Source organism: Corallococcus sp. bb12-1 (genome assembly GCF_026626765.1).
Classification (GTDB): domain Bacteria; phylum Myxococcota; class Myxococcia; order Myxococcales; family Myxococcaceae; genus Corallococcus; species Corallococcus terminator.
Genome location: NZ_JAPNJZ010000012.1, coordinates 171,844 through 195,644, shown reverse-complemented (window position 1 = coordinate 195,644; position 23,801 = coordinate 171,844). Strand labels below are relative to the sequence as shown.

Below are 23,801 nucleotides of genomic sequence, written 5' to 3'. Positions count from 1 at the left end.
CTTATCGCAGACTGCGGGGAAGGCATGTCCGCTGGAAACTCAAGCCAGGACCGCGCGACGTCTCATAGCGCATTCGTCTGACCCACAGCTCCAAACCCGATGCGCCGCGTCGTCGACTCGTTCGCGTCCCAGGGGCCTTGATGCGTCTGCACAGCCCCCCAGGAGCTGCTGCCCCCGGAGGGTCGTGTCCGCGACCAAGACGCGGACGAAGAGGCCGCCGAACCCGGCGTTCCCCTCAAGGCCTCCCGAGCAGTTCCAACGCGGCGGTGGTCAGCAGGGTGACGCCGGTGCGCAGCGTGCGCTCGCGGTCCGGCGCATAGACAGGCGAGTGCGGGGAAGGGAGCGTCTCCCCCGCGGCTTTGGCCTCGGCGAAGCGCTTGGGCTCGGTGATGCCCAGCCACATCATCACCGCGGGCACGCCCGCGCGGCCGTACTCGGAGAAGTCCTCGCCGCCCATGACAGGCGGTGTCTCGCTGAGGTTCTTCTCGCCCAGCACCTTGCCCACCGCGTCCACCAGCCGCTTCGTGAGCGCGGGGTCATTGAAGGTGGCGGGCGTGCCCTCGGTGACATTGACGTCGGGGGGGCGGGGCGCTCCGGAGGCCATCGCCTCCGCTTTGGCGATGCGCTCGATGCCGGCCAGCAGCGCCTTGCGGACCTCCGGCTTGTACGTGCGCACCGTGAGCTGCAGGCGCACCTCGTCCGGGATGATGTTGTGCTTGGTGCCACCGTGGATGGCGCCCACCGTGATCACCCCCGGCTCCAGCGGGCTCTTCTCCCGGCTGATGAGCGTCTGCAGCGAGAGGATGGTGCGCGCCGCCATCACCACCGGGTCCACGGTGGTGTGCGGGTACGCGCCGTGCCCGCCCTTGCCGTGGAGGGTGACGTCCACCGAGTCCACGCTCGCCAGCGCATAGCCGGGGGTGAACTGCACCGTCCCCGCGGCGGCGGTGGACACGGTGTGCAGGGCCACGGCGAAGTCCGGCTTGGGGAAGCGCTTGAACAGACCATCCGCCAGCATCTGCCGGGCCCCCGCACCAATCTCCTCGGCCGGCTGCCCCACCAGCATCAGCGTGCCACGCCACCGGTCCTTCGTCCGCGCCAGCAGCGTGGCCGTGCCAAGCCAGGACGTCATGTGCACGTCGTGCCCGCACGCGTGCATCACCGCGACATCCGCTCCGGCCGCATCCTTCGACTTCGTCTTGCTGGCGTAGGGCAGCCCCGTCTTCTCCTCCACCGGCAGCGCGTCCAGGTCCGTGCGCAGCATCACCGTGGGCCCCTTGCCGTTGCGCAGCAGGGCCACCACGCCGTGCCCGCCCACCTTCGGGGTCACCTCGAAGCCGAGCTTGCGAAGGCGCTCGGCCAGCTTCGCCGCCGTCTTCTCCTCCTGGAGTGACAGCTCGGGCGTCTGGTGCAGGTCGCGGTAGAGCGCGTCCAGTTCGGGGTACAGCGCGTCCAGTCCCTCGATGGCAGCGGGAGGGGGCGCCGCCGCGAGCACGGGGCCGCCGGGCACCGCCAGGCAGGCGAAGAGCAAGGAAAGAAAGGGAAGCGATTTCACCAGGAAGCCTCCTGTCCGTCAGGGGCCATCACTACAGCACGTACCGCGACGCGGAGGGGCTGCTTCCGAGCATCTGGGATGGACCTCGAAGCCCCTGAACTGGCTTGAGATGATTCCAGCGCTCTACGTCGAGGATGGATTGGCCTGTTGAATGGAAAGCGCCGGACGCTTCACTGCGCGACGATCGTCGCGTCCATCACGGTGAGGGCCACACCACCGACGCGGGCGCGCTCGATGCGGCCCGGCTTGCCCGTGACTTCGATGTCGATGCGGCCCGGCTTGCCCAGGGTGTCTCCCTGTTCGATGCGACCGGACACCGTGCCACCCTGCTCCGGCAGGCGCAGGGCGCCGTGCTCGACGAGGTAGGCCGCCAACGGGCCCGCGGCGGAGCCCGTCACCGGATCCTCCAGGATGCCGAAGCCCGGGACGAAGTAGCGCGCCTGCGCGACGCTGCCCTGCTCCTTCGCGTCCAACGTGAAGAGGTACACGCCCCGCACGCCGTGCGGCATCAGCAGGGCATTCATCACCGCGCCTCGCGGCGTCAATGACTCCAGGTCCTCCCGCCGCTTCAAGGGCACCATCAGGCGGTGTCCCTGGCGGATCACCGGCAACGCCGGCTCCACCTGCTCCACCCTGCCGCCCAGCGTGGGCATCAGCGCCTCCAGCGTCACAGGGCTCACCTGCGCCGCCGGCTGGGGCGTGACGATCCACACCCGGGTCCCCTGCGTCCCCCGGGGCTCCAGCTCGATGTCGAACGTGCCGGCGGGGCACTCCAGGCGATACACACCCGGGCTTCGCAAGAGCCCCCTCTCCGCGAGCAGGTGGAAGGTGGCGACGGTGGCGTGGCCACAGAAGGGAATCTCATCCACGGGCGTGAAGTAGCGCAGACGCACCGTGGGGTCCTCCGGCCGGGACAGGACGAAGGCCGTCTCCGAAGCGCTCACCACCGCGGCGATCCGCTGCATCGTGGACGCATCGAGCGACGCCGCGTCGAGCATCACGCCAGCACGATTGCCCACGCCGGGGGTCCGGGTGAACGCGTCGATGATCTGCACCTGCATGGAGGACTCCCGGCGGAGGAAGGGGGACTGAAGGACGCAGGCATGCTCCGCCCTCCAGCCCCCGTCAAGCGCGGGAGTCTGCCTTTGAGGAGAGTGGCCCCTCAATGGATGGGCTTCTTCGGTGTGCCCCTGGAGCTCCCCTTCACCTCGATGCGCCGGCCCTGCGCCCGGATTTGCGGCAGCTTCATGGAGACCTCCAGGACGCCGTTCTCGAACCGGGCCTGGACGGTGTCCGCGTCGATGCCTTCCGGGAGCGGCAGGGTTCGCAGGAACGAGCCGAAGCCACGCTCCATGCGCCAGATGTCGCCCTGCTCCTCCTCCTGCTCGAAGCTGCGTTCGCCTTCGAGGATGAGCAGGTCATCCAGCACCTCGACGCGGATGTCGTCCTGCTTCATTCCCGGCAGGTCGGCCCGCACCAGGAGGTTGCCGTCCCGCTCCAAGATGTCCACCCGGGGCGACCAGGGACCGAACTCGACATCCCCGCCACTGCGGAGGCTGCGTCCCAGGCCGTAGTCCGCGAAGAGCTGCTCCATGTCCTCCATCATCCTGCGGAAGAGACCGAACGACCCCTGGGCGGCGCTCCCTCTGGAAACGGCGGGCGCCTGGGACTCACGGCGCGAAATCCCCGAGCCCCGGGCCGAAGCGCCGACGGTGTCCTCGGGAGCGTCGAACGACCTGGGCGACTCCGAGCCCTTCCTCACGGCCGGTGCGGTGGACGGGGCCCCAGGTCCCCCAGCCTTCGTGTTGTCGGTTGCCATGATGTCCTCCCGGAGGCGGCCCGGCTGGCGGCTGGCCCGTCAGGCAGCACCCTCGATTCGAATCGGGATGGGGATCATCCCAAGTGGAAGCTGACGGCGCGCCCGGGCCTCATCAAGAGGCGGCCGCAGGCCCACTGCTCCGGTGGAAACACGGCCGGGCGTTGCCCTGCCCCGCCACCGTCCAGCACTGGAGCCCCCCGCGCGCCCCCTCACAACGGGGTTGAACGAACGCTTCCGAACAGGCACAGCAGGGGGACATGAATCTTTCGAAGTCAGGTGGGTGGGTGGTGCTGGTGCTGCTGCTCCAGGCGGGCAGCGCGTCGGCGCAGATCGTCAACGTCCAGGCGCTCTTCGATGACAAGGCGGAGCTGGGACCGGCGGCGGCGATCGAGCTGGGGGGCGACTGGCGCACGGGCAGCACGCAGCTGTTCTCCGTGCGCGGCTCGCTGGTGGGGCAGCTGCGCTCCGAGCGCAACGTCTGGCTGGGCGTCATCCGCGGCGAGTACTCGTTCGCCAGTGGCGAGCGCATCGTGAGCCAGGTGCTGGAGCACGTGCGCTACCGCCGCCGTTTCACCGACCGCGTGTCCGGCGAAGCCTTCGTCCAGCACGAATACAACGAGTTCCGCCGGCTCCAATTGCGGGCCCTGCTGGGGGCAGGGCCGCGCTTCGTGCTGTTCAACGAGGAGGCCACGGGGCTCACCTTCGGCATCGCGCTGATGGTGGAGCACGAGCGGCTGCGCAAGGACGGTGAGGCGGACGCGGGAGACCGCTACACGGACCCGCGCATGTCCAGCTACCTGCTGGGCCGGGTGAAGCTGATGGAGAACATCCAGCTCGTGGAGACGGTGTACTTCCAGCCGCGCGTCACCCGCCCCTCCGACCTGCGCGTGCTCAACGAGACCCTGTTCGCGGTGACGCCCAACCCCCGCATCACGGTGGGCATCGGCTTCAACCTCACCTACGACAGCGCACCGCCCGCGACGGTGCCGGCGATGGACACCCAGCTTCGCACCACCGTGGGCGTGAAGCTCTAGCCCCATGCGCACGAAGGTGTCCGCTCACAGCGCGCCGAAGAGACGCTTCAGCCCGCGCTGACCCGAGGGCGTGACGACGAGTCCGCGCGAATCGGGTTGACGTTCGACCCAGCCCAACGAGAACACCCGTGAGGCGAGCGCCGCCCCCAGCGCCCCGGCCAGGTGGTCGCGCCGCTCGCTCCAGTCCAGGCAGCGGTGCGCGAACTGGCGGCGCTGGTCTCGCAAGGGGGCCAGCTCGATTCCGAACGCCTCGAACCACTCCTCGCCGCTCGGCGTCAGCGCGAAGGCACGGCGCCGCAACGACAGGTGCCCGCCGCGCAGGAGCGCATCGGTGATGCCCATCCCGAGCCTTCCCGCCAGGTGGTCGTAGCAGTAGCGAGCGGCCCGGAGGGGCTCCGGCGCGGCCGAGACACGGGGTCCCCGGACCGCCACCGTCATCAGCGCTTCCACCATCCGCGCCACGGTGGGCGTGGCGAGCCGGAACACCTTGTTGCGTCCCTGGCGGGTCGAGCGGATCAACTGGGCCTGCTCCAACCGCTTGAGGTGCGCGGTGGCCGTCGCGGGGCTGACGCCGGTGCCGAAGGCCAGCTCCTTGGCGACGAGCGACCGCCCCTCCATGAGCAACTCCAGCATCCGGATCCGCGTGGCATCCCCCACGGCACCCGCCAGCGCGGCAAGGTCCGGCCCTGCATCCATCGTTCGCTCCATGACGAACCATTTCCTAGCACAGGGAGGGGGCAGCGGGAGCAGAGTGTCCCAAGCGAGGAACAATGATACCGCCCACCGACCCCTATCAGGCCGTCACCCATCCCGACCCCACCCCGTACTACGCGGGCCTGTGTGCCCGGGGCGGGCTGCAACGCGTCGAAGGCTTCGAGCCATGGATCGCGGCGGATGCAGCCACGGTGCAGGCCGTGCTCACGAGCGAGCACTGTCGGGTGCGGCCCGCGGCGGATCCCGTTCCCGCGCACCTCGTGGACACCGCCGCTGGCGCGCTCTTCGGGCGACTCGTGCGGATGAACGACGCCGCGCCCTACCCTTTCGTGAAGCAGGCCCTGGCTGATGCGCTTCCCACGGTGATGCAGGCGGTGGAAGCGGAAGGCCACCGCCAGGCCGTGCGGCTATTCTCCGAGCCCCCGCTGTCACGCCTGCCGGGGCTGGCGCTCCAATTCCCCGTGTTCGTGCTCGGCACCCTGCTCGGATTCCCGGAGGAGTCACTGGAGGAGAGCGCACGGGACGTGGAGGCCTATGTCCGTTCGGTCGCCCATCCCGCGGAGAGCGACATGGGAGCCATGGCCGCCGCACGGCTCGTTGAACATGTGGCCACGAGCCTTCGAGCAGGGCCTCGCATCCCCCTGGCGTTGAGCGCCTTCGCCGCGCGGATGCAGCACGAGGGAGCGCCCGTCGAAGCGCTGATTCCCAACGCGGTGGGCCTGCTCACCCAGGCGTATGAAGCCACCGCGGGCCTCGTGGGGGCCTCACTGATGGCGTTCGCGCGGATGCCCGGCCTGCGGGAGCAGCTTTCCCGAGGCGAGTGCGCCCTCGAAGATGTCGTCCGCGAAGCGGCCCGTCACGGCTCCCCCATCCAGAACACCCGACGCTTCCTCCATGCGCGCGCGACGGTCGCGGGTCAGACATTGGAAGCGGGCTCAACAGTGGTCGTCGTCCTCGCCGCCGCGAACCGCGATCCCCGCGTGAATCCCCAGCCCGACACCTTCCTCCCACGCCGCTCGGCTCGCCGGACCTTCACCTTCGGCGTGGGGGCCCATGCCTGTCCGGGACAGGCGCTCGCGGTGACGATGGCGTCCGCGGCGGTGGAGCGCGTGCTCGCAAGCGGCCTGGAGCTTACCCCGCTGTCGCAGTGGGTTACCTGGCGCGCGTCCACCAACGCTCGCATCCTGGGAGGTCTGTCATGATTGCCGTCATCTTCGAAGTCCAGGCCCACGAAGACCACCGCCAGCGGTATCTGGAGCTCGCCGCGGAGCTGCGGCCCTTGTTGTCGGGCATTGATGGCTTCATCTCCATCGAGCGATTCCAGAGCCTCACCGAACCGGGCAAGTTGCTGTCGCTGTCCTACTGGCGCGACGAGGGCTCGGTGGCGGAATGGCGACGTCTGGAAGCCCACCGCGAAGCCCAGAGCGAAGCAAGGGAATATGTGTTCCGGGACTACCGCCTGCGCGTGGCCCAGGTCGTGAGGGACTACGGAATGAAGGACCGAGCAGCCGTGCCCGCCGACAGTCGCTCCGTGCACGGCTGAGTCGGAGGGGCGACGGCAGGTCTCTGAAAGGCCTTCCGTTCGGACAGCCCCATGTGTGGCGTCTCCCCCCGTCGCATGCGGGCAATGACTCCCCCACCTTCTTCCGGAGGTGCACGATGAAGGATGGGGTCTGGAACGCACGGCTCGCGGTGCATGGAACAGGAGCCCTGGGGCTGGCTGCCCTGTTGCTTGGGTTTCCGGCGTTGGGACAGATAGCGGACCCGCCCGAAGATTCCGAAGGGTCGCCGCAGTTCTCCTGCTTCGAGGCGACCCGCGCTGGGGGAGGCGCCGTGAGCGAAACCCTCGCGGCCCAGCTCTGCCAGGGCGCCAGCTCCGACGCCCCGGCCCGGTGTTTCCGCCGCGTCCAGGCCGGAGGCTTCCTGTCGGACCCGCAGGCGCTCCAGCTCTGTCAGTACTCCACGGCATCGGATGATCCCGCGTCGTGCTTCCTCAAGGCGCGGACGTCCTCGTTCCTGGATGAGGCACAGCTCGTACAGCTCTGCCGTCCGCCCATCGCGGAGATGCTGAAGCTGTGCCCCTACGGCCCCTGATACACGTGCCTCACCGGGTGCGGAGGAAGTCCCGGACGCTCTGCTGCTGGAGCTTCGCGGATTCGATGCACAGGCGGATGGACTCCACCGCCCGGGCCAGCGCGCGCGGTCCGCCCTCCACGCGCTTCACCCGGGGCGTGAGGAAGGTCTCCGCCTCCGCGAGCTGGGTCTCCTCACAGAGATTGCCCACCTGGTTGATGAGCCCGCCCTGCTCATCCGAGCGCAGCCGCTGGGCGAGCACGTCGAACCGCGCGCGGTAGAACTCCCAGGCCAGCGGCTGCGTCTCCGGCATGTTCAGCGACATCTTCAGGATGCCCAGGGCATCCCGCGTGTCGAAGTCCGACCCCACCACCAGGGCCAGCGCCCGCCGCGTCAGCTCCGGCTTCCGGAAGTAGCTCAGCGCCGTCAAAAGCCGGACGCGCTCGTTCCGGTCCTGCTCCTTCTTCGCGGCCGCCAACAACGCGTCGAACAGGTCCGCATCCCCATGCGCCGCCGCCCGGGGCAGCGCACTGCTCAGCGCCTCTGGATCCACGGACTCGCGGTCCGCGAGCCACGCGCGCACCAGGGGCGCGGCTTCCTTCACCAGCGCCGGGTCGTCGCCCAGTCCTCCCGCCAGGTGCAGGAACAGCGAACGCGTCTGCTTCACCGCGTCGTCATCCCCGGCCCTCGACACCCACCCCAGGGCCCGTGCATGCGGCCCATAGAGCGACGCCACCCAGGCCCGAAAGCGCTTCCGCTCCTCCACGGAAAGGCGGTCCATCCGCACCTGCCAGAGCAGCGATGCCCCGCTCTGCACCACGAGTCGCTCCGGCGAGCGCGCCGTGGCCGGCACGGCCTTCAGTGCCTCCCCGAGCGGCAGGTCCCCGCGCCCCACCGCCGCGTCCACGTCCGCCCAGAGGGCCGCCTGCTCGCCCGTCGTGAACGCGGAGACCGGGGTCGCCAGCAGCTTCGTGAGCTGTTCGCGCGTGTAGCCGCCACGGTAGTAGCCCGTGCCGCCCGCGTTGAGCAGGACCCACGCCGGGCACTGCTCCGTGGGCAGCGCCACCTCCATCGTGGGGCCCTTCAGCATCGAACACACCCGGGCCGACTGCGTCCCCGTCCCCGCCTTCAGACAGACCGGCACCAGCCATTCCTGCTGCGTGCTCGCCCGCGAGCCCACGGGCAGATACCGCTCCTGCGACAGCTTCACCGTCGGCGCGCCGCCCGCCGGACACGTCACCTGCGCGGACACCCTCGGTGCGCCGCCCTTCTCGATGAAGCCACCAAAGGAACTCGCCACCTCCGGCCCCGCCGCCAGGGACACCTCCGCCAGGAAGTCCTCCGTCGTCGTCACGCCCCACGCGTGCTTGCGGACATAGCCACGCATCACGTCGCGGAACCGCTCCGCGCCCAGCCACGCCTCGTACATGGCGATGACGGAGGAACCCTTGTCATACGTCGTGGCATTGTCGAACGAACCCACGATGTCGTCGTTGCTCACCACCGGCTTGCGCACCGGCAGCGCGGCCTCCAGTGCATCCGACGCCAACGCCGACTCCGTCGCGGACATGGCCCGCTCCTGCTGGTAGCTCCAGGACGGCTCCAGCCGGTCCACCGTCTGCCGATCCAACCAGGCGGTGAAAGACTCATTCAGCCAGATGTCGTTCCACCATGCGTTGGTGACGACAGCGCTGAACCAGTAGTGCCCCAGTTCGTGATTGGCGATGACCGCGTAGGAGCGGCGCCGATTCAGCGTCTCCTCACCAGGAGGAATCAGTGTCAGCGGTTGCCCGAGCGCCACGAGCCCCGGGTGCTCCATCGTGCCCCAGTAGCGGGGCACCACCGCCACATCCAGTTTCTCGTACGGGTACGTCTGGTCGAAGAAGTCCTCCAGCCCCTTCACGATGCGCGGCGTGACGCTCGCGGCGTAGCGCGTCTCGCCGCCCCGGCCCTTCGGAACAATGAAGCGCAGGGGCACGTTCGCGCGCCCCACCGTGCCCGCCTCCACCACGTCGAACGGCCCCACGATGAAGGCCACCAGATAGCTGGGCATGGGCCGGCTCTGAGCGAACGTGACGCGCTCCAGTCCGTCCGCCACGGGCTCGCGCGACACGACGGGATGGTTGGCCAGGGCCACGTGCCCCGCCTTCACCGTCAGGCGCAGCGTCCAGGGCACCTTGAAGGTCGGCTCGTCGAAGCACGGAAACGCACGCCGCGCGTCGATGGGCTCGAAGAACGTGTAGAGATAGGACTCACCCCCCTCCGCCTGCCCATAGACGCCCTGGCTGCGCTCGCGGTCCACCTTGCCGGTGAAGTCCAGGGTGAGCGTCGCCGTGCCCCTGGGCAACTCCTCCGGCAACAGCAATCCCAGGCGCCCCTCACTTTCGGAGACGGGCTTCGCGTCGAAGGTGCGGCCTCCCACCGTCACCCTCGCGCGAGACACCTCCAAATCCTGGCCATGCAGCCACACCTGACGCACCGGCTTGAGCACCTCCACGTCGATGGCGACACTGCCCGGATAGGTGGCCTCCGTGGGCAGCAGCTTCAGGTCCAATGCGTAGCGCAGGGGTCGCACCGTGTCCGGCAGACGCAGCGTGGGGGGCTGGGGCTCCGGCCACGCGACGGCGACGGGCGCGGCGGCGGGGGGCGGCGCGGCCTCCGGCGCATGGGCACAGCGGACGGTCACCGCGACAGCGAGCAGCAGGAGGAGACGGTTCATGGGTGCTGGAGCGTAGCGTCCCCCCACCCGACGTCCAGGGTAATCACCGACCCCTGAAAGGGTTTGGACAGACTCCGAGATCCGGGCAGACCCATCTACAAACATTTCTGGACTCTGATAAACCAAACATCCACTCCCAACCCCTCCCCTGAAAGAATTTCATGCAAAGAAAAGACAGCGCGTCCCGGACACTCGTGTGCCTTGTCCTCGCGGCGGCGGTGACGCTCGCGGGCTGCGGTGCCTCCAGCGCGGAAACCCTGGAGACGGGGGACGTGAGATTCATGGGGTCGTTGCCCCAGGCCCTGGCGGGTGACGAGGTCAGCCGGGTCACGGTCACGCTGACCGCCAGCGGCGTTCCCACCTCCACGACGGCGCTCACCCGGGTGGACGGGACGTGGAGCGGAACGCTGTATCAGGTCCCCGTGGGCACCCAGCGGACGTTCACGGCGGAGGCCTTTGGCGCGGACGGTTCGCTGCGCTACCGAGGCCAGGCCACGGGCGTCACCATCACGGCGGGGACCACGGCGGTGGTCGCCATCACGCTCCAATCCCTCCAGGTGGGAGGCGCGTTCGACAACACCGCGCCCATCATCGACTCACTCGTGGCATCCGCCAGCACCGTGTTGCCCGGGGGCAGCCTCTCCCTCCAGGCGACAGCGCATGATCCGGACACATCCGACACCTTCTCCTATGCCTGGACGGCGACGGACGGGACCTTCGGTTCGCCCGGGGCGGGCGCGACGATCTGGACGGCCCCCACGACCGCTGGCAGCTACGCCCTGACGTTGACCGTCACTGATTCGCGCGGCGCCGCGTCCACCCTCCGCGTGGACATCACGGTGGTCTCCACGGATGGCGGCGCGGGCTCCGGCGCGGCGTCGGTGACGGTCTCGTTCAACACCTCGCCTTCGGTCCAACGCATCACGGCGTCTCGCTCGCCGGTTCCGGTGGGCCAGGGAACGGTCGTCACCGCCCAGGCTTCGGACGGCGACGGCGACACGCTCTCCTATCAGTGGGCCACGTCCTGCGCGGGAAGCTGGACCCAGGCCACCTCCAGCGCGGCGACGTTCACTCCCAGCGCCGTGCCCGCGGGCGACGCCTGTGGAAGCTGCGCGCTCAGTGTCACCGTGAGGGATCCGAAGGGTGGCCAGTCGCAGGGCACCCTGCGCGTCTGCGTGGGGCCGGGCACGGGGGCCAGCGTGCCTCCGCGCATCGTGCTCGCCAACCAGAGCGCCACCAGCGTGAACGGTGGCGGCACCGTGACGTTCCGCGTCCTGGCGGAGGATGGGGATGGCAGCGCGCTCGCCTTCGCGTGGGCCGCGAGCACCGGCACGCTGGGCACGGCGTCGTCGGGGTTCACCTCCAGCGAGAACTCCTGGAAGGCGCCCACCTGTGCCCCGTCGGGCCCGGCACCGTCCGTCACCGCCACCGTCACCAACGCGAAGGGCTTCTCCGTGTCGACGACGTTCAGCATCGCGGTCCTGGGGACTCCGGACTGCGCGCCGGAGAACTCGGGGCAGTGGGAGGGCACGGGCAACCTGTTGACGCCCCGCCACAGTGCAGGCGCGGTCACCCTTCCTTCCGGGAAGGTCCTGGTGGTGGGAGGAAGTATCGGAGGCAACGGTTTCACGTCGGCGGAACTCTATTCCCCCGACACGGCGAGCTGGACCTCGGCCGGCAACATGAGCGTGGGCCGCGTATTTCCGACAATGACGCTGCTGCCCTCGGGCAAGGTGCTGTTCACGGGCGGATGGGCGGCCACCCACACCAACGTTCCCCAGAAGAACGTGGACATCTACGACCCCGCGACCAACACCTGGACGGCGGCGGCCTCCATGACGTTCGTCCGCACCACCCACACCGCGACCCTGCTGCCTTCCGGCAAGGTCCTGGTCGTCGGCGGCAACCTCACCGGGGACGCGACGAGCGTCCGCATCCCGGAACTCTACGACCCCGCGGCCAACACCTGGACGCCCATGACCAGCGCGGCACCAGGCAGCCGCGAGGGACACGCCGCGGTGCTGCTGCCGTCCGGAAAGGTCCTTGTGGTGGGCGGCGGTTTGAGCGCGGAGCTCTACGACCCCAGCGCGAACACCTGGACCCCCGCCACCGGCGTCACCGGCACAGGCTGGACGCATGCCTTCCTGCTTCCGTCAGGCAAGGTGCTGATGGTCGCGGGGACGCTCATCTCCGTCTATGACCCCGCGCTCAATGTGCAGACCCCAGTGGGCTCCTTCACCCATGCGCGCACCTACGCGTCACTCATCCAGTTACCTTCAGGCAAGCTCCTCGTGACGGGCGGGACGTCGAGCATCGGTCTGACAACCGAGATTTTCGACCCCGCGACCGGAAAGGCCTCCTTCACGACCAGCATGCCCACCTCGCGATACCTGATGGCCGCCAGCGTCCTTGCTTCGGGCAAGGTCCTCTTCGCCGCCGGGTATGATCGCGACAGGTCCGTTTATCTGAACGCGGCGCTCCTCTACACGCCCTGATGGAAGCTCCACGTCCGCGCGCAATCCGTGCACGCGGACGTGGTCGTCAACGGGTCCGACCGCGGTCTTCCCTGCGAGGGGGCACCGCGACATCCTATCCTGCAACAAGGACAGAGGAGCCGCTGCATAGGGCTCCCCACCCGACCTCCAGGGTATGCATGGACCCCGAAAGGGTTTGGACAGACACCCATCCCTATTTAAACACAAACTTTGATTCGTTGTCTGGTCTGCTAGATCGCGATCCTTCCATTTCCCACCCGGAAGGTGCGATGCGTCGACAGACCCCTCTGTCTAGTGTTATGTTTTACGTGGCAACCAGCTTTGCGTTGGCGGTCATGGCTTGCAGCCCTGACACCGACGAGCCAGTGCCCGAAACCGGTGACGTGCGGTTCATCAGCGCGGTGCCGCAGGCGCTCGCGGGCGATGAGGTCACCCGCGTGACGGTGACGCTGACGGCCCCGGGCGTGGCCACGTCCACGACCGTGCTCACGAAGAGCACGGACAGTTGGAGCGGCACGCTGTACCAGGTCCCCGCGGGCACCCAGCGCACGTTCACCGCCGAGGCCTTCGCGGCGGACGGCTCCCTGCGCTACCGGGGCGCGGCGACGGATGTCACCATCACGGCGGGCACCACGTCGGTGGTCGCCATCACGCTCCAGGCCCTGAATGTGCCCGGGCCCTTCGACAACTCGGCGCCCTGCATCGACTCGCTGGTGGCGTCCGCCAGCACCGTGCTGCCCGGGGGCACGCTGTCCCTCCAGGCCACCGCGCATGACGCGGACACGTCGGACACGTTCACCTACGCGTGGACGGCGACGGGCGGCACCTTCGGTTCGGCCACGCTCGCGACGACGACCTGGACGGCCCCCGCCACGGCGGGCGTCGTCACGCTGACGCTGACGGTCACTGACTCGCGCGGCGCCACCGCGGTCATCCGCATCAACATCACGGTCATCTCGACGGACGGCGGACCGGACACGGGCGTCGCCCAGGTGTCCGTGACCTTCAACGTCTCCCCCGCCGTGAACCGCGTCACCGCGTCGCAATCCCCCCTGCCGGTGGGCCAGAGCACCACCGTGGTCGCGGACGTGACGGACCCGGACGGCGACGCGCTGACCTACCAGTGGACGGCGTCCTGCGCTGGCACCTGGACGGACGACACCACCAGCACGGCGGCCTTCACCCCGAGCGCGGTGCCGGCCGGCGAGTCCTGCGGCAACTGCTCGCTCACCGTCACCGCGAAGGATCCGAACGGCGGACAGACGCAGGGCACCCTGCGCATCTGCGTCGGCACGGGCCCCGTCGCCAACGTGCCCCCGCGCATCGTCCTTTCGAACCAGAGCGCGCTCTCCGTGGCCGGCGATGGCACCGTGACGTTCCGCGTCCTCGCGGAGGATGGCAATGGCAGCGCGCTCACCTTCGCCTGGGCGTCGAGCCACGGCACGCTGGGCACGGCCACCTCCGGCTTCACTTCCAGCGAGATCGCCTGGAAGGCGCCGGCCTGCATCCCCGATGGCCCCAGCCCCACCGTCAGCGCCACCGTCACCAACGCCCTGGGCTTCTCCGCGTCCACGAGCTTCAGCGTCGCCGTGGTAGGGGTCCCGACCTGCACCCCGCCGCCGGAGAGCACCGTCGCGCGGTGGGATGCCACCGCCAGCCTGACGGCCCGCCGATTCGGAGCGAGCCTCATCCCCCTGGCCTCCGGAAAGATCCTGATCTTCGGGGGATCGGTTTCCTCCACCCCCATCCTGGCGTCCGCGGAGCTTTATGATCCCACCACGGCGACGTGGTCCCCGGCCGGCTCCCTGGGCACGTCCCACTACTCGCCGGCAGTAACGCTGCTGCCCAACGGCAAGGTCCTGGTCACGGGTGGCTTCGCGGGCTACCCGAACATCACCCCTCTGCGCAACGTGGAGATCTACGACCCCGCCACCAACACCTGGGCAGCCGGGCCGAACATGGCCTTCGCGCGTGGCAATCACACGGCGACGCTGCTGCCCAACGGCAAGGTCCTGGTCGTCGGTGGCAACACCACGGGCGACACCACGAGCAACCGCATCCCGGAGCTGTTCGACCCCACGACGCAGACATGGGTGCCGGTGGCGAGCGCGGCGTATGCCCATAACAATCACGAAGCGGTGTTGCTGCCGTCCGGCAAGGTCCTCATCCTGGGCGGCAACCTCCCCTCGGAATTCTATGATCCGTCCAACAACACCTGGAACGGCGCCACGGGGATGACAACCCGGACCTTCACGCACGCCTTCCTGCAGCCCTCGGGCAAGGTCCTGCTCGTCGGCGGACCCCTGGTCGCGTTGTATGACCCCGTCCTCAACGTCCAGACGACGGTGGGCAACTTCACCTATGACCGCGCGTCGTCCTCCGTGGTCCAGCTGGCCTCGGGGAAGCTCCTGCTCGCGGGAGGCAACTCCCTGGTCGGCCTGACGACGGAGATCTTCGATCCGGCGACCGGGACGGTGGCCTTCTCCACCAGCATGGCGTCGAACCGCTACTTCATGGCCACCACCCTGCTGCCCAACGGCAAGGTGCTCTTCGTGGGCGGATGGGACCGGGACGCCCTTGTGAGCGTCAACCAGGTCCTCCTCTACACCCCCTGAGCCCGGGCTGAAGTTCTCCTGAAGCTCCGTTGAAGAGCGGTCGGACCCACACGCGTCCGACCGCTCCGGGCATTGCGGCCTGCCTCGAATCAGCGAGGATGCGGCCCATGTCCACCCTCAAAGGCAAGACCCTCTTCATCACCGGCTCCAGCCGCGGCATCGGACTGGCCATCGCGCTGCGCGCGGCCCGGGACGGCGCCAACATCATCATCGCGGCGAAGACGACCGACCCGCACCCCAAGCTGCCCGGCACCATCTACACCGCAGCGAAGGAGATTGAAGCGGCCGGCGGCAAGGCGCTGCCCTGCGTGGTGGACATCCGCGACGAGGCGCAGATCCACGCGGCCGTGGCCAAGGCGGTGGAGACGTTCGGCGGCATTGACATCCTGGTGAACAACGCCAGCGCCATCAGCCTCACCGGTACGCTGGAGACGCCGCTCAAGCGCTTCGACCTGATGCACGGCATCAACACGCGCGGCACCTTCGCGTGCTCGCAGGCGTGCCTGCCGTACCTCAAGAAGTCCTCGAACCCGCACATCCTCAACAACTCGCCGCCGCTCAACATGGAGGCGCGCTGGTTCGGCCCCCACGTCGCCTACACCATGGCGAAGTTCGGCATGAGCATGTGCGTGCTCGGCATGGCGGAGGAGTTCAAGGACGAGGGCATCGCCGTCAACGCCCTCTGGCCCCGCACCGTCATCGCCACCGCCGCCGTGCAGAACCTGCTGGGCGGCGATGAGACCATCAAGGGCAGCCGCTCGCCGGAGATCATGGCGGACGCGGCCCACGCCATCCTCACCAAGCCCAGCCGCTCCTTCACCGGCAACTTCTGCATCGACGAGGACGTGCTGCGCGGCGTGGGCGTCACGGACTTCGACAAGTACCAGTCCGTGCCCGGCGCGGAGCTGTTCCCCGACTACTTCATCTGACCGTCGCACCCACCCCGGGGCGCATGGGTGCGCCAGGAACAAGGCCCTCATGCCCCCGCGTAAGCTGCTGCGACATCTGGTCTGGCTGGAGTCCTTCACCGCCGCCGTGGAGGCGGGCAGCATCGACGCCGCCGCGGAGCACCTGGGCGTCGCCCGCTCCGTGGTGAGTGAGCACATCCGCGCGCTGGAGGAGGCCCTGGCGGATGGCGCGGTCCTGCTGGAGCGCGGCCCGGGACGCAGGCTGCAACTGTCCGCGCGCGGCGAGCGCCTCTACGCGGGCACCCAGACGCCCCTGCACCAACTGGACATGAAGCGGCTCGTGGACCTGGCGCGCGTGGAGCCCACCCTGCGCCTGGGGCTCAACCCCACCCTGTCCATGTCGCTGTTGGGCGGCATCGCGCAGGACGCGGCCGCCACCGACCTCAAGCTGGTGGTGGGCTTCGGCGGTTCGCACGAACTGGTGCGGCAGGTGCAGACCCGGCAGCAGGACCTGGTGCTGGACTTCACCCCACTGCCGCCCCACGACGGCGTGGATTCAGAATCGCTGCTGCGCATGTCCTTCGTGGTGATCGCCGGCCCGGACTCCGCGCTGGTGAGCGAACAGACCTCCCGGCGCGCGCTGGATGTGAAGGACCTGCAGGGTCAACGCTTCGTGGACTGGTTGCGCGACGACCCGTATGGCGGCGCCAACAGCGCGCGCTTCTCCGCCCAGGGGGTCAAGGTGGACGAAGTCGGCCGCGTGGAGAGCTTCCTCCACCTCTTCGAGCTGCTGCGCGCCTACCGCGCCTGCGCCATCGCCCCCGACGTACGGCCCACCCAACCGTTCCCCGCCGACCTCCACGTCTGGCCCCTGCGCGAAGCGGAGCCCCAGGTGGTCGAAGTCGTCGCCCTGTGGCCCTCCGGCGGCCTCAGCCCCGGCGCCCACGCCGTGCTGGACGGCCTGCGACGTCGGCTCCGCAAACGGCGATAATCCGACGAAGACGTCGTAATCTGCCGGATTTCCGTCCTCCGCTGACATGGGTATCTTCCAGGTGTCCTGTTTCTCTTGAAGGAGCCTCCGAGATGACCCCCACGGAACGGACGATCGCTCGCCTGCCCGCCCACCTGCGCCGCTATGTCGTGTCGCAGGACTACGCGGCCTACACGCCCCGCGATCAGGCGGTGTGGCGGCACATCCTGGGGCAGCTCCGGGGGCACCTGCGGGACAAGGCGCATCCCGTCTACCTGGAAGGACTGGAGGCCACCGGCATCGGCGCGGAGGCCATCCCCAGCCTGGACGAGATGAACGAGAAGCTGTCGAAGCTGGGCTGGTCCTGCGTGGCGGTGCGCGGCTTCATCCCCCCGGCGGTCTTCACGGAGCTGCAGGCGCTGGGGGTGTTGGCCATCGCGGCGGACATCCGCACGCACGAGCACATCCAGTACACGCCCGCGCCGGACATCGTCCACGAGAGCGCGGGGCACGCGCCCATCATCGCGAACCGTCGCTACGCGGAGTACCTCAAGGCGGTGGGGCTGGTGGGGTTCAAGGCCATCGCGAGCGTGGAGGACCAGGCCGTCTTCGAGGCCATCCGCAACCTGTCGGTGGTGAAGGAGGACCCCACGGCGAGCGAGGCGGAGATCGCGCACGCCCAGGCCCGCCTGGAGGCCGCCAATGAGAGCCACCGCTACATCAGCGAGAGCACCCGGGCGAGCCGCCTGTACTGGTGGACGGCGGAGTACGGCCTCGTGGGCGACCTGGAGCGTCCGCGCATCTACGGCGCAGGCCTGCTGTCGAGCATCGGCGAGGCGAAGCACTGCCTGACGTCCGCGGTGCAGAAGCTGCCGCTGGGCGTGGCGTGCGCGGACACGGACTACGACATCACCCGCATGCAGCCGCAGCTCTTCGTGGCGCGAGACTTCGAGCACCTGTTCGAGGTGCTGGCGGAGTTCGAGGCCACGCTCGCGTGGAAGCGCGGCGGGGACCTGGGCCTGAACGAGGCGCTGCGCGCGCGCACGGTGAACCACCTGGTGCTCGCGGACGGCCGGGAGGTGACGGGCAAGGTGGTGGAGCTGCTGCCGGCAGCGGGCGAGGTGGCCCCCGGACTGTCCACCGCGATGGCGCGGCTGGAAGGCCCCATCGTCACTTCGCGCGATGGACAGGCGTTGGACAAGCCGTTCAGCGGCGCGGCGCTGGTGGCATTTGGCAGTGGCACCCTGCCGGAGCGCGGGAACTTCCGCCTGGCGCTGGACAGCGGGCTGGTGCTGGAGGGCTTCGCGGTGGACGGCGGCGAGGTGATTGCCCTGAGCGGGACGCTCGCGGGCAAGCCGCTGGAGCTGCCGTCGATGGCGCGCGTGTACGTGACGGAGCGGCTGCCGTCCGTGGCCGGAGGCCCGGCGGATACCGGCGCATGGGACCGCTGGTTCGGGGAGATGAATGCCTTCACCGCGGGCGACGGCGAGGCGCAGGCCCGCGAGCGCAAGGCGAAGGCACTGCATCCGTCCCTGGCGACGCTCTACACGGAGGTGCGCCGCATCCGGGAGACGGGACAGCTCCCGGCGGACCGGCTGGAGCAGATCGCCCGCGCCTCCTCCGACTTCCCGTCGGACTGGCTGCTGCGCGCCGAGGTCGCGGAGCTGCGCGGGGAAGTGCCTGCCCAGCGGGACACGGCCCACGCGTAGGCTCGTGGCATGGCCCTCCCACGTCATGGGAGGGCATGTGTGGCCCCTGGACTGAAGGTGCGTGCCCCGCTCACGCCCCTCGCGAGACGGTGCACCTCCGCGAACCTGTAGGACAGTCGGACAGGTTCGCGGGCCCTTGTGAGGGAGCGCTACATCAGCCCTGGGCCGGGCCGTGACCGGCGCCGGAGGCTCCGCCCCAGCAGCAGCGCGATGAAGGCACCCGACAAGGGACCTCCCGCCGCCTGACATCCGCCATCCGACCCTGACGGGTCCTGCGGATCATCGATGGGCTCCTGGGGCTTTCCGGCGTCCACGGAGCCTGCGTCCAGGCTGCCCGCGTCTCCGGTCCCCGCATCCACGGTACCGGCATCTTCCGTCCCGGCGTCCGTGCCACCATCGGACGGCGGAGGCAGCACCGGGGCACAGCCCGCATCCTGACCGGTGGCCGCGATGCACAGCTCACCATAGCGCCCCAGGCCCTGCGGCCTTCCATCCACGACGGCGACCACGACCCGCGTCGCATCCTCCGCGGCCACCTGGGCACGCAGAGGCTCCGGCCCGCTCACCTGGACGACGCGCAGCACGGCGTCATCGGTGACGGCCGCCACCATCAGGGACAGTGCCGCGAGGTCCGTGCCCGGCTCGGGCTCGAACGAGGCCGTGACGAAGGACGTGCTCCCCGCGACCTCGAAGGTGCGCGAGGAGGCGCCACCCACCCGCATGGAGGTAAGCAACGTGGGCAGCGCCGAGGCGGTCGTCACCAGCGGCGCGTAGCCCTCTCCTCGCGCGTAGCCGTAGCCGGGCGTCGCGCGCGAACCGGTGCCCAGGTTCCACGCGGTGAACTGCGTGAAGGCCGCATCGAAGGATGACGCGAAGTCGCGGCGCAGACAGGTGTCCAGCAGCAGCGGCCAGCGAATGGTCGGCTGCCGCACGGACTCCTCCAGCAACGCGACCAGGAGCGCATCCCCGAAGCGCTCGCCCGCGAACTGGAAGAAGAGTCCCGCCCCGTAGCTGAAGCCCACGGCGGGACCGCTCGGATCCGTCAGCAGGCTGCGGTCCGGAAGCTCCAGGTAGTAGTGGCTGAAGCCCTCCAGGTCATCCAGCGCGGGCTCGAAGCGTTCGGTGGCCCAGACGGCGGTGCCCTCGGACGCGATGCCTCCCAGGTCGGGTCGGTACGCGGCCTGGACGGCGTGGAAGAACTCGTGGCTCGCCAGGATCTCCACGGCCTCCTGGTCGGACGGGTAGCCATAGCCCGTGAAGTCGTTCTCCTGGAGCATGTAGCCGGTGCAGCGCGTGGTGCCGTCCAGGCAGGTCTCCATCCGGAAGGCACCATCGGCGCGCAGGGCGAAGTCCACCAGGTACACGTCGAAGCGGCCGTCGCCGCCGTTGTCTCCCGGCGTGGTCGCGTCGTCGGGCGGCAGGCGGAAACCTAGACCCGTGTAGAACGTCGCCACGCGCTCATAGGTGCGTCCGACGAGTTCCACGAAGTCGGGCACGCCATTGCCATCCTCATCCGCCAGCGGCACCGCGTTCGGCCCCTGGCGGGTGAAGTGGATGCGGAAGCGATTGCCCTCGGAGACGGCGGACTCCACCGTCTCCGTCGGCTCGAAGCGTGGCGCGGGCGCGGTGGCCGAGGTGGGCCGCCCGGACTCGGCGACCCCCCACGGCATCGGCGCCACCGCCTCCTCGTGGAGGAGGCGGTGCGGAGTCCCCGCGCCGGTCAGCAGCAGGAGCAGCGCGGGAACCCCGGGGGCCATCACGGCAGGTAAGCCCACTTGATGCGGTACTGGGCCGAGCCAGTCACCGCCGGCAGCGTGCCGGAGGAGTTGCACTGCGCCTGCGCGGCGGGCTCGTAGTACGACACCACCTGCAACTTCACGTGACGCCCGTCCGCCAACTGCAACAGGAAGACCTTGTCGGTCATCACGAGGCAGTTGTTGTAGCTCCAGAACGTGGCCAATGCCGTGGCCGGGGAGTTGATGCCCGAGCCGTCCAGGATGAGCTCGCAGGTGTTGGCGGTGAAGTACGCCTCCGCGAGGAAGGTCGCGGTCGGCTCCACGGTGGTGACCGCGTCGAACGTGGTGCCCGCGGCCGTCTGGGCCACCGTCACGCAGGACGGGCCGGACACGCCACTGTTCACGCGGATGACGCTGCGGCGCACCGCGATGTCCCACGCCGTCGACGCGAGCGCGGACTGATCATCAATCTCCACCTTCACCAGCCCCGTGGGCGTGAAGCGCGCGTAGGTGTACGACTGCGTCGCGGACAAGCCACCGGCCCGCCCATCCATGTACGTGAAGAACTGCCCCGACGTAGTGCCCTCCTCCACGATGGTGCCCGTCGCAATGTTGGTGCGCAGCGACAGCTCGTCGATGCTCTGATCCCTGCACGCCACCGCGCCGCCGCACACCTGCGTGCCGCCGTCCGTCGGCGTCCCGGCGTCCGTCTCGGTGCCAGCGTCCGTCGGCGTCCCGGCGTCCGTCGTCGTGCCCGCGTCCGTCGTCGTGCCCGCGTCCGTCGTCGTGCCCGCATCCGTCCCGGTGCCCGCGTCCTCCTCGGGCACGGGGGTCAGGGTGCGCAGCTCGCACGCGTTGTCGGCATTGCAGATGTACGCCTGGCCCTCGGGGGGCGCTCCCTTGTCACGGCAGTCGAACGCGTCGACGCACTCGTCGCCGCCGCATCCCCCCACCGCCAGCGTCAGCGCGAGGACCGCGAGGGCCCCCATTCCGTACCGCCCTGCACCGCGCATCAGGACCACGCCTCCAGGAAAGCCCATCGTCGTCACCTTTCGTTGCGGAACTCCGCAGTCTTCGAAGGCGCCGATCCATATCGATAACGATTCTCATTTTCAATATCGAAGACGCACTTTCATGCGGAAGTGTCCTCTGGCTTGGGCGCATTGACGGTGGACAGGCGGGGCGCGCTGCCCGGGCCCAGGAGGCCCTGCATGGCGTCGAAGAGGTTGAGGTTGGAGCCGGTGGGCAGGAAGACGACCTTCTCCAGCCCGCCGACGACGGCGGCCTGGGCCTGCGCCGCGACGACCCGGACGAAGTTCTCCCCGCCGCCCAGCGCCTCCACACGCTGGCGGAACTGCGAGGCCTCCACCTCCGCGAGCCGGGACTGGCGCTCCGCCTCCAGGTCGTTGAGGCGCTGCTGGCGCTCCAGGGCCATCTGGATGGTGAGGCGTTCGCGCTCCAGCTCCGCCTCGGAGCGGATGCGGGAGGCGCGGGCGTCGGACTCGGCGCGGGCCAGGGCCTCCTCGCTCTCCACGCGCGCCTTCTCCAACTGCGCCTCCGCCTCCACCTTGGCGCGGCTGAGCGTTTCGAGCTGGTGGTTGCGGTTCTGCAATTCGATGAGGGATTGGCGCTCCGCCTCCGACTTGCGGTGGCTGGAGATGTCCGCCAACTGCTTCTCCTCCTCGCTGCGGATGCGCTTCAGCTCCGCGGCGGCCTGCGCCTCCTGGCGCGAGGCGTCCAGTTGGATCTGGATGTTCGTGTCGATGGCCTCGCGCAGCTTCAGGGCTGTCTTCTCATCGACGGGGGCGATGTCCTTGATGTCGATGTCGATGATGCGCAGCTGGTTCTCGGAGAAGAGCCGGTCCTTGCGCGCGCGGCCCGCGTCGTCCATGCCGAAGATGGCGCGGCGGATGAGCACGCTGGCGTTCTTGTGGAACGTCTCGAACTCGTTCTCCGCGGCCACCTGGCGGATGCGCGACGCGAGGTTCTCACACACGTAGCCGATGAAGTCGTTCACCCGGAAGATGGCCTTGTCCTTCTCCGGGTCGCCCTGCACGTCGAACTGCCACTTGTAGGAGAGCTTGATGCGCAGCCGGGCGTGGTCGCGCGTGGCCACCTCGAACAGGTCCGTGGCGAAGTCCGGCCCCAGCCGCAGCATCAGCACCTTGAGCTGGCGGGGACGCTTGGGCGTGCTGCCAGACAAATCCAATACCGTGACGTCCTCGTACGGGCGCAGCATCACCTTCGCCGGGCCGAACTCCACCCGAGCGTGGTTGCTTTCGAAGTCGTTGATGAGCACCGCGGTGTTGTCCTCGATGCGCAACACGATGGCGCGCGTGCGGTCGCCCTTCTCCGGCGCCGACGTGGGGCGCGGCGCGCGGGCATCCTTCGTCTCCGTGGACGCGGTGGGGGGCAACAGGCCCAGCAGGGCTTCCGCGTCCGGCGACAGACGCTTCTCGTGCAGCTCCTGGTGCGCCTCCGGCATGAACTGGCAGGGGCCCTGCACGAGCGTCACCTTGCCGGAGCGCAGGTCCCTCACGTAGAGGCCCTCGCCCTGCCCCAGCGACAGCGCGGCGATCTCCTTGTGGATGAGCACCTTCTCGCTGGGCACGTAGGTGCGCGGCCCGCGGACGATCCACGTGTCACCGGCCTTGCGCAGGCGGGGCTCGCCGCCCTCCTCTTCCGTGAGGTCATCCAGCGCCTGGAGCTTCAGGCCCTGGAGCTCCGACAGGACGTGCTTGCGGCGAACGTCGCCCTCCAGGGCCTCGCCGGGCTCCAGGAAGAAGACATCCGGACCGGAGACGACCTTGCGGCGGCCTTCCTGGATGCGGCCCGTGGCGCGGTCCACCGGATTCAAGATGACGCAGTACTCGGTCTCCTTGAGGACGCGGGCCTTCTCCAGAGACTCGACGGAGACGGCCTCGCCGGGCACGTAGCGACCGGGGCCGCGCATCAGCCATTCGTCACCGGCTTCGCGGCGGCGGGGGGCGTCCTTGGCGCGGTCGTCCGTGAAGGCGGTGAGCGCGCGCAGGCGCAGCGCTTCCGACACGCCCAGCACGTACTCGGGGATGATGTCCCCCTCCAACTCCTCACCCGGATACAGCGGGAACACCTTGGGGCCTACGCGGACCTCGCGGTCCCCCACCGCCACCCGGGCCTGGCCGAAGTCGTCCAGCGCCACCTGGCCGCTCTCGCGCACCACGGGGTTGCGCACGACGCACCAGTGGCCAGCGCCCACTTCGACCATCCGCTCCTTTGCGACGAGCGTCAGGTGCGCTTCCAAGGTGAGGACCCGGGGCCCCACCTCCATCAGCACCACGCCCCGGTTCGCGTCCTCGATGTAGGCGTACTCGCGATTCTTCAGGGAGATGCGCTGGATGGCTTCAGTGCTGGGAAGGGGCGAAGGCACGGGACACCTGCTCACACGGTGGAGGGTTCACCCGTGTGTCATTGC

Annotated in this window: 17 protein-coding genes; 9 read left to right on the top strand and 8 right to left on the bottom strand. The window is 69.3% G+C overall.

The features are described 5' to 3' along the window. Positions 1 to 235: 235 nt before the first annotated feature. From OV208_RS16315 to OV208_RS16305, 3 genes are all read right to left on the bottom strand, one after another. Entirely contained in the window at positions 236 to 1,555 is a 1,320-nt protein-coding gene (locus OV208_RS16315) for an amidohydrolase (RefSeq protein ID WP_267574753.1), read from the bottom strand. Between the two features lie 170 nt (positions 1,556 to 1,725). Further along, positions 1,726 to 2,616: a PhzF family phenazine biosynthesis protein gene (locus OV208_RS16310; RefSeq protein WP_267574752.1), complete on the bottom strand. Its 891-nt coding sequence runs from the start codon at positions 2,614 to 2,616 to the stop codon at positions 1,726 to 1,728. Between the two features lie 101 nt (positions 2,617 to 2,717). Continuing rightward, on the bottom strand, positions 2,718 to 3,149 hold the full coding sequence (locus OV208_RS16305) for an Hsp20/alpha crystallin family protein (protein ID WP_267574751.1): 432 nt from the start codon (positions 3,147 to 3,149) through the stop codon (positions 2,718 to 2,720). A 482-nt stretch (positions 3,150 to 3,631) separates the two neighbouring features. Here OV208_RS16305 and OV208_RS16300 point away from each other — a divergent pair, with 482 nt between their 5' ends. Beyond that, on the top strand, positions 3,632 to 4,408 hold the full coding sequence (locus OV208_RS16300) for a DUF481 domain-containing protein (protein WP_267574750.1): 777 nt from the start codon (positions 3,632 to 3,634) through the stop codon (positions 4,406 to 4,408). A 24-nt stretch (positions 4,409 to 4,432) separates the two neighbouring features. Here OV208_RS16300 and OV208_RS16295 read toward each other — a convergent pair whose 3' ends face one another. Beyond that, entirely contained in the window at positions 4,433 to 5,116 is a 684-nt protein-coding gene (locus tag OV208_RS16295) for an ArsR/SmtB family transcription factor (RefSeq protein ID WP_267574749.1), read from the bottom strand. 62 nt (positions 5,117 to 5,178) lie between these two features. Here OV208_RS16295 and OV208_RS16290 point away from each other — a divergent pair, with 62 nt between their 5' ends. The 3 genes from OV208_RS16290 (at position 5,179) to OV208_RS16280 (ending at position 7,216) form a co-directional block, all read left to right on the top strand. Then, positions 5,179 to 6,324, top strand: a complete 1,146-nt coding sequence (locus OV208_RS16290) for a cytochrome P450 (RefSeq protein ID WP_267574748.1) — start codon at positions 5,179 to 5,181, stop codon at positions 6,322 to 6,324. Further along, positions 6,321 to 6,665 (top strand): antibiotic biosynthesis monooxygenase family protein, encoded by a 345-nt coding sequence (locus OV208_RS16285; RefSeq protein ID WP_267574747.1) that lies wholly within the window; start codon positions 6,321 to 6,323, stop codon positions 6,663 to 6,665. The genes OV208_RS16290 and OV208_RS16285 overlap by 4 nt, the downstream gene beginning before the upstream one ends. Before the next feature lie 290 nt (positions 6,666 to 6,955). Continuing rightward, the gene (locus OV208_RS16280) at positions 6,956 to 7,216 is read left to right on the top strand and encodes a hypothetical protein (RefSeq protein ID WP_267574746.1); all 261 of its coding nucleotides are present in this window, start codon (positions 6,956 to 6,958) and stop codon (positions 7,214 to 7,216) included. Positions 7,217 to 7,226: 10 nt separating this feature from the next. Here the strand turns inward: OV208_RS16280 and OV208_RS16275 are convergent, their stop codons facing one another. Then, positions 7,227 to 9,914 (bottom strand): M1 family metallopeptidase, encoded by a 2,688-nt coding sequence (locus tag OV208_RS16275; RefSeq protein WP_267574745.1) that lies wholly within the window; start codon positions 9,912 to 9,914, stop codon positions 7,227 to 7,229. A 161-nt stretch (positions 9,915 to 10,075) separates the two neighbouring features. Here OV208_RS16275 and OV208_RS16270 point away from each other — a divergent pair, with 161 nt between their 5' ends. The 5 genes from OV208_RS16270 (at position 10,076) to OV208_RS16250 (ending at position 18,611) form a co-directional block, all read left to right on the top strand. Further along, positions 10,076 to 12,409 (top strand): Kelch repeat-containing protein, encoded by a 2,334-nt coding sequence (locus OV208_RS16270; protein ID WP_267574744.1) that lies wholly within the window; start codon positions 10,076 to 10,078, stop codon positions 12,407 to 12,409. Between the two features lie 335 nt (positions 12,410 to 12,744). Further along, positions 12,745 to 15,024 (top strand): Kelch repeat-containing protein, encoded by a 2,280-nt coding sequence (locus OV208_RS16265; RefSeq protein ID WP_267574743.1) that lies wholly within the window; start codon positions 12,745 to 12,747, stop codon positions 15,022 to 15,024. A 107-nt stretch (positions 15,025 to 15,131) separates the two neighbouring features. After that, a complete protein-coding gene (locus OV208_RS16260) occupies positions 15,132 to 15,953 on the top strand; it encodes an SDR family oxidoreductase (protein WP_267574742.1) in 822 nt (273 codons plus the stop codon). 49 nt (positions 15,954 to 16,002) lie between these two features. Then, complete coding sequence (locus OV208_RS16255; protein WP_267574741.1) at positions 16,003 to 16,923, top strand: LysR family transcriptional regulator; 921 nt, start codon at positions 16,003 to 16,005, stop codon at positions 16,921 to 16,923. A 92-nt stretch (positions 16,924 to 17,015) separates the two neighbouring features. Continuing rightward, a complete protein-coding gene (locus OV208_RS16250) occupies positions 17,016 to 18,611 on the top strand; it encodes an aromatic amino acid hydroxylase (protein ID WP_267574740.1) in 1,596 nt (531 codons plus the stop codon). A 149-nt stretch (positions 18,612 to 18,760) separates the two neighbouring features. On the opposite strand, the gene OV208_RS16245 is transcribed toward OV208_RS16250, so the two are convergent. The 3 genes from OV208_RS16245 to OV208_RS16235 form a co-directional block, all read right to left on the bottom strand. Further along, positions 18,761 to 20,368 carry an MXAN_6640 family putative metalloprotease gene (locus OV208_RS16245; RefSeq protein ID WP_267574739.1) on the bottom strand — a complete coding sequence of 536 codons (1,608 nt, stop codon included), beginning with the start codon at positions 20,366 to 20,368 and terminating at the stop codon, positions 18,761 to 18,763. Beyond that, complete coding sequence (locus OV208_RS16240) at positions 20,368 to 21,360, bottom strand: HmuY family protein (RefSeq protein ID WP_267574738.1); 993 nt, start codon at positions 21,358 to 21,360, stop codon at positions 20,368 to 20,370. Before OV208_RS16240 ends, OV208_RS16245 begins: the two co-directional genes overlap by 1 nt. A gap of 119 nt (positions 21,361 to 21,479) precedes the next feature. After that, positions 21,480 to 23,756 carry a hypothetical protein gene (locus tag OV208_RS16235; protein ID WP_267574737.1) on the bottom strand — a complete coding sequence of 759 codons (2,277 nt, stop codon included), beginning with the start codon at positions 23,754 to 23,756 and terminating at the stop codon, positions 21,480 to 21,482. Between the last annotated feature and the right edge of the window lie 45 nt (positions 23,757 to 23,801).